This is a genomic window from Lactobacillus sp. N54.MGS-719, assembly GCF_000980505.1.
Classification (GTDB): domain Bacteria; phylum Bacillota; class Bacilli; order Lactobacillales; family Lactobacillaceae; genus Lactobacillus; species Lactobacillus amylovorus.
Genome location: NZ_LARO01000056.1, coordinates 1 through 10,116, shown reverse-complemented (window position 1 = coordinate 10,116; position 10,116 = coordinate 1). Strand labels below are relative to the sequence as shown.

Here is a 10,116-nt window from a genome sequence, read left to right as displayed (position 1 = left end):
GTTCAAACCAATCATACGAGAAAGGAACTCCTTTTTCTAATGTTTAAAGAAATAAATTTAAGGAATCATTCATCCTTACACAAACTATTTTACAGTCTCATCAATTGTATTGATTACAACGTCTTCTAATGGCTTATCCATCTTGTTTTTCTTGACTTTAGCAATTTCATCTACTACATCCATGCCATCAATAACTTGGCCGAAGACTGTGTGACGACCGTCTAGCCAAGGTGTACCACCCTGCTTGTATGCATGAATAATTTCCTTAGGATAACCGGCTGGTTCCATTTGTTTAATATAGCGCTTAGGCATATTTTTGTTTTGAACAATGAAAAATTGGCTGCCATTAGTATTAGGACCTGAGTTGGCCATTGATAAAGCACCACGTAAGTTAAATAATTCTTGAGAGAATTCATCTTCAAATGGGTGATCCCAGATACTTGTTCCGCCAGTACCGTTACCTTCAGGATCTCCACCTTGAATCATAAAGTCGCTGATTACTCGATGGAAAATTGTTTTGTCATAATATCCCTTTTGAGCCAATCGCACAAAGTTTTCAACGGTCATTGGTGCTTGTTCAGGGAACAATTGAATTTTTATATCACCGTGATTAGTCTTAATGGTAGCTTTTGGTCCTTCTACCTTATTTAAGTTTAATTGTGGGTAATCCATATTTATTCTCTTTTCTATAAAATTGATTTAACGCGAACGTCTACGTTTTAGCTTAGTATTTAGTTTTACCAAACGTTCTCTATTATAACGTTGTACGATTATGAAGCAAAGTTCAAACATCATTGCAACAATTGATGTAAGTACAAAAATGTATAGATCACCAAAGTAAATTGAAAATGCAATTGGAACCAAACTAAATATAAACATTAGTTCATGAATAAGCTCTGCCTGACACATATTGTTTATGATATCGTCGAGGCTCTGAGTTTTTAAATCGAATAAAGTTGAGTCATAAGTTGGAAGAAACTTTTTCCAATCTTTGACGTGCAATATGCGATAAAATTTATTTTCTATCTTGGTTTGATGAAACCATTTGTTGTTAGAATTCACACCTAATAACATTGGCCCTACTACATTTCCAATAATCCAACGCATGAAGAAATGATACCAAATGGTGATAAACGTCGCAAATAAGGCTATGGACAGTTTATCCTTATGAATAATAAACAAGATAAAGCTTAGTATCATTAACGCCGTACTGATAATGACTATTGTGTTAAATAGTTTTTTCATAATTGACATAAAAATAAGAGGCAGTTATATCAACTACCTCTTATTCATCCACTTTAACTTAAGCGTTGAAAGCATCAGTAAGTGGTGGAACAACTTGCTTCTTACGTGATACAACACCTGGCAATTTAACTTCTGAATCTTCAAGCTTTGTGTTAAATGCCTTTTCAAACAATGCCTTAGTTTCGTCACTACCTACAACCAAAGCTTCTGAGTCTGAATCAAGGATGTTGGTAATTAAAAGCATAAACATGTCATAGTTGTTGTCCTTTGAAGAAGCTTCCATAGCCTTCAAGAAATCTTCTTTACGTTTCAAAGCATCTGCTAAATCAACAACATTGATTTGTGCAACACGTACATTGTGGCCGTTTAATTCAAAACTCTTAGCATCTAAGTCAATCAAATCTTCTTCTGACTTGTCGTCGATGTTAGTACCAGCCTTAAGCATTGCCAAACCGTATTCCTTGTAGTCAACACCAGCAATTTTAGCTAAAGCTTCTACAGCTTCCTTATCTTCATCAGTGGTAGTTGGTGATTTAAGAAGCAAAGTGTCTGAAATAATAGCTGAGAGCATTAAACCAGCAAGCTTTTCAGGAATTTCAACGTTGTTTTCGTTAAACATCTTCCAAACGATAGTTGAAGTACAACCCTTAGGTTCTGCACGGTAGTACAAAGGATCAGCAGTATTAAAGTTCATAATTCTGTGGTGATCTACTACGTGAGTTACCTTAACCTTGTCGATGTCTGAAACACTTTGTTGTGGTTCGTTGTGGTCAACTAACATAACTGCCTTAACTTCGGGTGCTGCTTCCTTAATCACACGAGGAGCTTTAAAACCGAATTTCTTAAGAGCATAAGCTGTTTCATCGTTAGGTTCACCCAAAGCAACAGCTTCAGTATTGTAGCCTAACTTGTTTTGCAAGTATGAAAATGCAATAGCAGTACCGATAGCATCAGTATCTGGATTTTGGTGTCCGAAAACGAATTCTTTTTCCATTAAATTAATTGCCTCTTTTTCTAACTTTATTTTTGTTTTACTTCTCTTAATAGTCTACTAGAATCTAAGCGTTTATCCAAGAACATTTCAAATTCTTTTAGCATATTTTCCATTCTTGGAATTTCTAACTTACCCTTACGGTAGACATAAGAAATATGGAAATCATGCTCTCCTTGTAAGTAAATAGGAGTTAAACTGATTTCATCTTTGTGGACGTCATAGTATGATTGGGTAACATAAGTATCGTAGTCTGTTACTTCTGCCATTTGGACCATTTCTTTAGTAGAAGCAATCTCCATAGAAATATCTGGTTTGTGCTTTTTACCAAATAGCTCGTACATTAAGTGAGTTACGTAAAAGTCATCTGGATATGCAATCCATTTTCTGTTGATGAAGCGTGATACTGGATAAGTTTCACCTGCTTCTACAGTTGTCTTGTGTGTTAAAACAACTAAGCGATCAGAAGAAATGTCATGGTGATTGTATTGATGACGCAAATTAGTTTCTTCTTTCTTGGTGTTATCTGGCAAATACATAATTGCTAGATCTATTAAATTAGTGTCGAGTCTACGCCAAAGCTCTTTTCTATCGTAGTAATCGACTGAAAAAGTAACTTCTGGATATTTTCTGTGGAAGAAGCGTAGAAATTCGTAAAAGACATCAGCTTGCAGAGTATCCAAAACTCCAACGGAAATATTACCCTTGTCGGCTTGTGTGTATTCCTGAATGTCACTTATAACACCATTGATAGTGCTCAATAGCTCAACTGCGGCAGACTCCATTTCCTTCCCTGCTTCAGTTAAGTACAATTTCTTACCCATTTGGCCAAACAAAGGAGCACCAATTGCATATTCCAATTTTTTGACTTGTTGGGTTAATGCAGGTTGAGTGATACCAAGAATTTGAGCAGCTTGAGTGTAGTTCATGGTGTCAATCAATTGTAAAAAGTAACGTAAGGATTTGACCGAAAGTATAGTATCTGTTTTAGGCATAGTAATTATCTTCTTTCCTAAAATATTATTTAATAATAAGCCGTGTCCTATAACCATCTTCATTATCTATCCAAAAATAAATAGTGTCAAAACAAACGTCTTAACACTATTTATAAATATCTAAGTTGAAACTAATTAATAATAAAAAACTAATCTTGGCTACTAATTGGTCGTCCTAACTCAATACTTGTTGGGATTCCATCTGTTGTTGTATCGATGACGAATGAACCATTTGAGTATCGATCGCCTAAAGGATATTCATTAGTTTGAATCTTAACGTGACGATCACTAGTTGTTGTAATATGCAATACATGATCTTGAGCATATGGTACCAAGGCAGCGATTCTATGTGGCTTAGTCTTTAATTCACGCAATACTAAGACGCCTCGTTTAGCTCTAGACACTTTATTAACCAATTTTAATTTGAACTGCTTAAATGCACCACGCTGAGTAATCAAACCGACATGCATTAAATCAACATATTTATTATCAACTAATACATAATTTACGATATAGTCGTCTTCTTTAAGATTGGCTGATTTAACACCCACAGCCTTAGAACCTGATGTAGGAATTTCACTTATATCATATCTAATTGCATAAGCCCGATGAGTAAATAAGGTAATTTCCTTTTTAGCATCAGGTTTAACGGCATCTACACCAACTAATAGGCTATCCTTATTCTTTAATTTGATTGCGGTCATAGCACGAGATTTGTAAGTTCTCGTAGGCTGCAAGTTAGCAAGTTCCAATTGTTTGATATAGCCATCATTTGTAGCCAACAAGAAATTGATATTTGCGCTCAACTTGTCTAAAACAAATACACGAATGATCTTTTCGTCATTATCTAGACCTATTTCTTGAGACAAGTGTTGTCCTGTTTCTTTCCATTTAGCTTCGACTAATTCATGAACTGGACGATAAATCACATTGCCTCGGTTGGTAAACAGATAAAGATTAGATAATGTCGATATTGTGTTTTCATAAACTACCTTGTCACCATCAGGCAAACCATTATCCGCATCATCTGTTGACTGATATGATCTGATAGATGAGCGCTTGAGATAGCCATCACGACTGATCAAGACACGTACTTGTTCATCAGTTACTAATGCCTTTTCATCAATTTCAACTTTGGCACTTTCTTGAGAGATTTGAGTACGACGAGGGTTGCTGAATTCTTTCTTTACTGCTGAAAGTTCCTTGATTATTTCTTTTTCAAGGGTCTTACGGTCAGACAAAAGTTTGCGGTATTTTTCAGCTAACTTATTGAGCTTATCTTGTTCAGCAATCAATTCGTTTACATCAGTATTGGTTAATCTGTAAAGTTGTAAAGAAACGATAGCTTCAGCTTGCTTTTCAGTGAATTTGTATTTAGCAATTAAATTCTTCTTGGCATCAGCTTTGTTCTTAGATGCACGAATAGTCTTAATTACTTGATCCAAGATATCCATTGCGTGAATTAAACCTTGGATAATTTCTAAACGAGCTTCAGCCTTGTTTAAATCGAATTTAGTACGCTTAGTAACAACGTCAACTTCATGTTCCAAGTATGAAATTAGAATATGCTTTAACCCTACTTGAACTGGTGTCATGTGGTCAATTGCAACCATATTGAAGTTATAAGATACTTGCAAATCAGTATTCTTAAACAAGTAGTTTAAGATGTTTTGTGCATCAGTATCTTTCTTCAATTCAATTACGATTGATAAACCATGACGGTCAGTTTCATCACGGACTTCTGCAATACCATCGATTTCCTTGTTTAAGCGGATTTCATCGATTTTCTTTACAAGAAGAGATTTATTAACATCAAATGGAATTTCAGTAGCTACAATTTCTTGACGGTGTCCACGGATATCTTGAATGCTTGTTTTTGCACGAACTTGAATACGACCGCGACCAGTCTTGTATGCTTCTTTGATCCCCTTGGTGCCCATAATGATGGCACCTGTAGGAAAATCTGGTCCCTTAACGTATTTCATCAAGTCCTCAAGAGTTGCATTAGGATGCTTTAATAAATAAATTGTGGCATCGATAACTTCTCCTAAATTGTGAGGTGGAATCTCAGTGGCATATCCTGCTGAAATACCGGTTGAACCGTTAACTAATAAATTAGGGAAACGTGCTGGTAATACAGTTGGTTCATATTCGGTATCATCGAAGTTGAGAACCATATTGACAGTGTCTTTATCAATATCTTGTAAAAGCATATTTGAAATCTTGCTTAAACGAGATTCGGTATAACGCATTGCGGCTGGTCCATCACCATCCATTGAACCATTGTTACCGTGCATTTCTACTAATGGTTCACGCATCTTCCAATCTTGAGACAAGTGAACTAAAGCACCATAAATAGAACTATCACCGTGTGGGTGGAAGTTACCCATGATGTTTCCGACAGCTTTAGCTGCCTTTTTAAATGGCTTGTCGTAGGTATTTCCATCCTGGTACATTGCGTATAAAATACGACGCTGTACGGGTTTTAAACCATCACGAATATCTGGCAACGCACGTTCTTGAATAATATATTTAGAATATCTTCCGAAACGCTCACCCATAACTTGTTCAAGGGGCATTTCGCGAATTCGTTCTTTTGTGGCCATTAAATTAAAAACCTTCTTTATTCATCTTCAGATTCTAGAATTGAGCCGTCTTCGCCCATTCTGAATTTGACATTTTCTTCAATCCATTTTCTTCTTGCAGCAACTTTGTCGCCCATTAAGGTAGTTACTCTTCTCTCGGCTAAAGCAGCATCATCGATTTTTACTCTAATCAACATTCTAGATTCAGGATCCATGGTTGTTTGCCAAAGCTGTTCAGCATTCATTTCACCAAGTCCCTTAAATCTTTGTAAGGAGTATCCGCGACCCATTTTTTTTTCGTCTTCTGCTAGTTCTTCATCAGTCCAAGCATATTGGATCTTACTCTTTTTGCCACGACCTTTTTGCAGACGATAAAGAGGTGGCAAAGCAATATAAACTTTACCCTTCTCGATCATCGGGCGCATGTAGCGGTAGAAGAAAGTCAATAACAAAATTTGAATGTGAGCACCATCATCATCGGCGTCAGTCATGATAATAACTTTGTCATAATTAGAGTCATCTACATTAAATTCTGTTCCGACCCCCGCACCAATGGTATAGATCATTGTGTTAATTTCTTCATTCTTGAAGATATCTTGCAATTTAGCCTTTTGAGTATTCAAGACCTTACCACGAAGAGGAAGAATAGCTTGGAAGCGTCTATCTCTACCTTGTTTTGCTGAACCACCGGCAGAGTCCCCTTCTACTAGGAATAGCTCATTTTTCTTAGGATTACGTGATTGAGCAGGGGTAAGTTTACCAGAAAGAACTTCCTTCTTACGTCTCTTTTTGCCGTTTCTGCTTTCATCTCTAGCTTTTTTAGCGGCTTCACGTGCATCCCTAGCTCGTTGAGCCTTCTTAACCAATTCCTGAGCTAACTCACCATTTTCCATGAGATAGTAAGACATCTTTTCATATACAAGTGAATCAACCGCAGAACGTGCTTGGGGCGTACCTAGCTTACCCTTAGTCTGTCCTTCAAATTCAAGTAATTCTTCCGGAATCTTTACTGACAATACCGCACTTAAGCCTTCACGATAGTCGGATCCATCAATATTCTTATCCTTTTTGCCAAGTAAACCTTGCTTTTTAGCATAATCGTTAAAAGCTCTAGTAAACCCACTACGCGCACCAGATTCATGGGTACCACCGTCTCCAGTACGTACATTGTTAACAAATGAGACTAAATTTTCTGAATAGCCGTCACTATATTGACCAGCAAATTCAATTTCCATGCCATCTTGTTTTCCTTCAAAATAGAAAACGTCACTGATTGTTCCTTTTCCTTCATTAAGGTAGGAAACAAATGACTTAATCCCGTCATCATATTGGAAAACATCATGATGTTCTGGTTCACGTTCATCTGTTAAAACAAATTTAACACCCTTAAGTAAAAATGCAGATTCACGAATTCGTTCTTGAATTGTCTCGTATTTATACTTAGTAGTTGAAAAGATAGTTTGATCAGGTTTGAAAGTAATAGTTGTACCTGTCTTATCTTTTGTTTTACCAACGCATTTAAGTGTACCAACAGGATGACCGCCATTTTTAAATTCTTCTTCATAGGCCTTGCCATCACGAACCACTCTTACTTTCATATAACTTGAAAGAGCATTAACAACTGATGAACCTACACCGTGAAGCCCACCTGATGTCTTATAGTTCTGTTCGGTAAATTTACCACCTGCATGAAGTACAGTTAAGATAACTTCAATTGTTGGCTTACCAGACTTGTGCATCCCTGTAGGCATGCCACGTCCAAAGTCTCTTACAGTAACACTATTGTCTTTATGGATCGTTACATCAATTTCTTTACCAAAACCAGCCATTGCTTCGTCGACTGAGTTATCGACAATTTCATAAACTAGTTGATTAAGACCGTGTATATCAGTTGAACCAATATACATACCAGGTCTTTTACGGACTGCTTCTAGTCCATGTAAGATTTGAATTGAAGAATCATCATAAGTATTAGCTTTTGCCACTAAAATTCCTCCACTTGTTCATAAATTCAGCAACTACCATATATTTAAAAGATAATCTTTGCTAAAATAGCGATAGATTAATAGGAGTTGTTAAATATGTTTGCATTAAAATTTGCATCGTTGTTTATTTTAGCATATTTGCTCGGATCGTTTCCGACAGGTATATTAGTTGGAAAAACCTTTTTCCATAAAGACATTAGAAAATACGGTTCAGGAAATATCGGGACTACAAATACATTTAGAGTTCTAGGTCCTGTAGCAGGCATCATCGTGTTCTTAGTTGATTTTTTTAAAGGAACGCTAGCTACATTGATTCCTGTCATTTTTAACTTAGGTCCACATTATCTTTGCCTTATTTTTGGTTTAGCTGCAATATTAGGTCATGCTTTCCCTGTATTCTTGAAATTCAAGGGAGGGAAGGCTGTTGCAACTTCAGCAGGTTTTCTATTAGGATACAATGTACATTTCTTCTTGATTTGTGCAGCAATATTCTTCCCTGTCTTGTTTATCACAAGTATGGTCTCATTAACCAGCTTAATCTCAGTGGTCCTAATCTTTATCGCTTCGTTCTTTTTCCACGACATTGCCTTAAGCATTATCAGTGGATTGCTTGTAGTCTTAATCTACTGGAGCCATAGAAGCAATATTAGCCGAATCGAACACCACCAAGAAAACATGGTACCGTTTGGTTTATATTACTGGTACAAAAAGAAACATGCTAAATAAACTAATAAGCAAAATATAAAACCAGCAAGTGTTTAACTTGTTGGTTTTTTGTTACATAAATTATTATACTTATACAAACAATCGTTCGCAAGAATAAAAAGCATAAATTAAGAAAGATATAACTATAAGCTATTCTTTTATTTTAGCAGTTTAAGTAGATCTTCTCTATTCATTGCAGCATTAGCCATATCTTTATTGTTTAGTATTGCTTGTGCAAGTTCTGCTTTCTTTTGCTGCAACTTGATGATCCGTTCTTCTATTGTATCTTGCGTGACCATCTTATAAATTTTAACAGAATTCTTTTGCCCTATTCTGTGTGCTCGATCTGTTGCTTGATTCTCTGCTGCTATATTCCACCATGGATCATAATGAATAACTACATCAGCACTAGTTAAATTAATACCAGTTCCCCCAGCCTTAAGAGAGAGCAAAAAGACACCAGGCTGCTTTAATGAATTAAAGTGTTGAATATCTTCCTGCCTCTTCTCTTTTGGCGTAGATCCAGTAAGCATAAAAGTAGGCACCCTTAATTTCGCTAGTTTCTCTTGCAAAATATCTAGCATAGAAGTGAATTGGGAGAACAGTAAAATCTTATGTCCGTTTTCTAGATTGCTCTTTATTAAATCAATAGTCGCTTTTAATTTATCGGATTTGCCATGGTAATTATCATATAAAAGATGCGGATCACAGCAGATCTCTCGTAATTTAGTAATTTGTGCCAAAATCTGAAAACGAGACTTTTTAAAATCATCATCGTCTTGTCCATTTAATTGAGCAATAATTTTATTCATCTGCAAATGATATAGACCAGCCTGTTTTTGGTTCATCTTGATAGGAATAACCTCTTCGTCTTTAGCAGGCAAATCCTTTAAAACATCTTTCTTAAGTCGTCGCAAGATAAATGGAGCTACTGTCTCACTTAATGTAGATTCTAGGTCCTTATCTTCTTTTTTAACGATAGGTACTTCAAACTTCTTTTTGAAGTCCACATAAGAGCCCAAGAAGCCAGGCATTAGGTAGTCAAAAATACTCCATAATTCACTTAGCTTATTTTCAATTGGCGTTCCTGTTAGAGCTAATCTGTGTTGTGCCTTAATAACTTTAACGGATTGAGCCGTGATCGACTGGTGATTCTTAATATTTTGTGCCTCGTCTAAGATTTGTAAATCAAAAGATAAGTTGTAATAAGCTTCTAGATCGTGATTAAGCAATTGATATGAGGTAATTAGTACATCATATTTATTTTGATGTACTAACATATTGCGTCGTTCATCATTGCTGCCGCCCAATACTCCAACAGATAACTCAGGTGCAAACTTCTTTATCTCAGCTTGCCAATTATAGATTACGGAAGCTGGTGCAATAACTAAACTCGTTAGATTACTCTTATGTTGCTGTTTTCTGGCTAAAAGCACAGCAATAACTTGTAAAGTCTTGCCTAGTCCCATTTCATCTGCTAATAGACCACCAAAATTATAATTAATGATTGTACTAAGCCAGTTAAATCCTGCTTTTTGATATGGTCTCAGCGTATTTTGAAGAGTTTGCGGAATTGCATCCCTGCGTATACGGTTGTTAGACAAATCAGC

8 protein-coding genes are annotated in these 10,116 nt (G+C 36.1%); 1 reads left to right on the top strand and 7 read right to left on the bottom strand.

What is annotated here, in order from left to right:
* Positions 1-84: 84 nt before the first annotated feature.
* The 6 genes from WS44_RS08210 to parE form a co-directional block, all read right to left on the bottom strand.
* The gene (locus WS44_RS08210) at positions 85-672 is read right to left on the bottom strand and encodes a peptidylprolyl isomerase (RefSeq protein ID WP_046433990.1); all 588 of its coding nucleotides are present in this window, start codon (positions 670-672) and stop codon (positions 85-87) included.
* Positions 673-699: 27 nt separating this feature from the next.
* Positions 700-1,074 carry a hypothetical protein gene (locus WS44_RS08205; RefSeq protein WP_231575976.1) on the bottom strand — a complete coding sequence of 125 codons (375 nt, stop codon included), beginning with the start codon at positions 1,072-1,074 and terminating at the stop codon, positions 700-702.
* Between the two features lie 229 nt (positions 1,075-1,303).
* Positions 1,304-2,239, bottom strand: a complete 936-nt coding sequence (locus WS44_RS08200; RefSeq protein WP_013438004.1) for a manganese-dependent inorganic pyrophosphatase — start codon at positions 2,237-2,239, stop codon at positions 1,304-1,306.
* Between the two features lie 26 nt (positions 2,240-2,265).
* Positions 2,266-3,231, bottom strand: coding sequence for a LysR family transcriptional regulator (locus WS44_RS08195; RefSeq protein ID WP_014565883.1), 966 nt, complete (start codon positions 3,229-3,231; stop codon positions 2,266-2,268).
* Positions 3,232-3,380: 149 nt separating this feature from the next.
* On the bottom strand, positions 3,381-5,837 hold the full coding sequence (parC, locus tag WS44_RS08190) for a DNA topoisomerase IV subunit A (protein ID WP_014565882.1): 2,457 nt from the start codon (positions 5,835-5,837) through the stop codon (positions 3,381-3,383).
* Positions 5,838-5,854: 17 nt separating this feature from the next.
* The gene (gene parE / locus WS44_RS08185) at positions 5,855-7,801 is read right to left on the bottom strand and encodes a DNA topoisomerase IV subunit B (protein WP_013438001.1); all 1,947 of its coding nucleotides are present in this window, start codon (positions 7,799-7,801) and stop codon (positions 5,855-5,857) included.
* Positions 7,802-7,897: 96 nt separating this feature from the next.
* On the opposite strand from parE, the gene plsY reads away from it, so the two are divergent.
* A complete protein-coding gene (gene plsY, locus WS44_RS08180) occupies positions 7,898-8,527 on the top strand; it encodes a glycerol-3-phosphate 1-O-acyltransferase PlsY (RefSeq protein WP_013438000.1) in 630 nt (209 codons plus the stop codon).
* Positions 8,528-8,664: 137 nt separating this feature from the next.
* Here plsY and WS44_RS08175 read toward each other — a convergent pair.
* On the bottom strand, positions 8,665-10,116 hold a 1,452-nt coding region (locus WS44_RS08175; RefSeq protein WP_046433989.1), incomplete at its 5' end, for a DEAD/DEAH box helicase.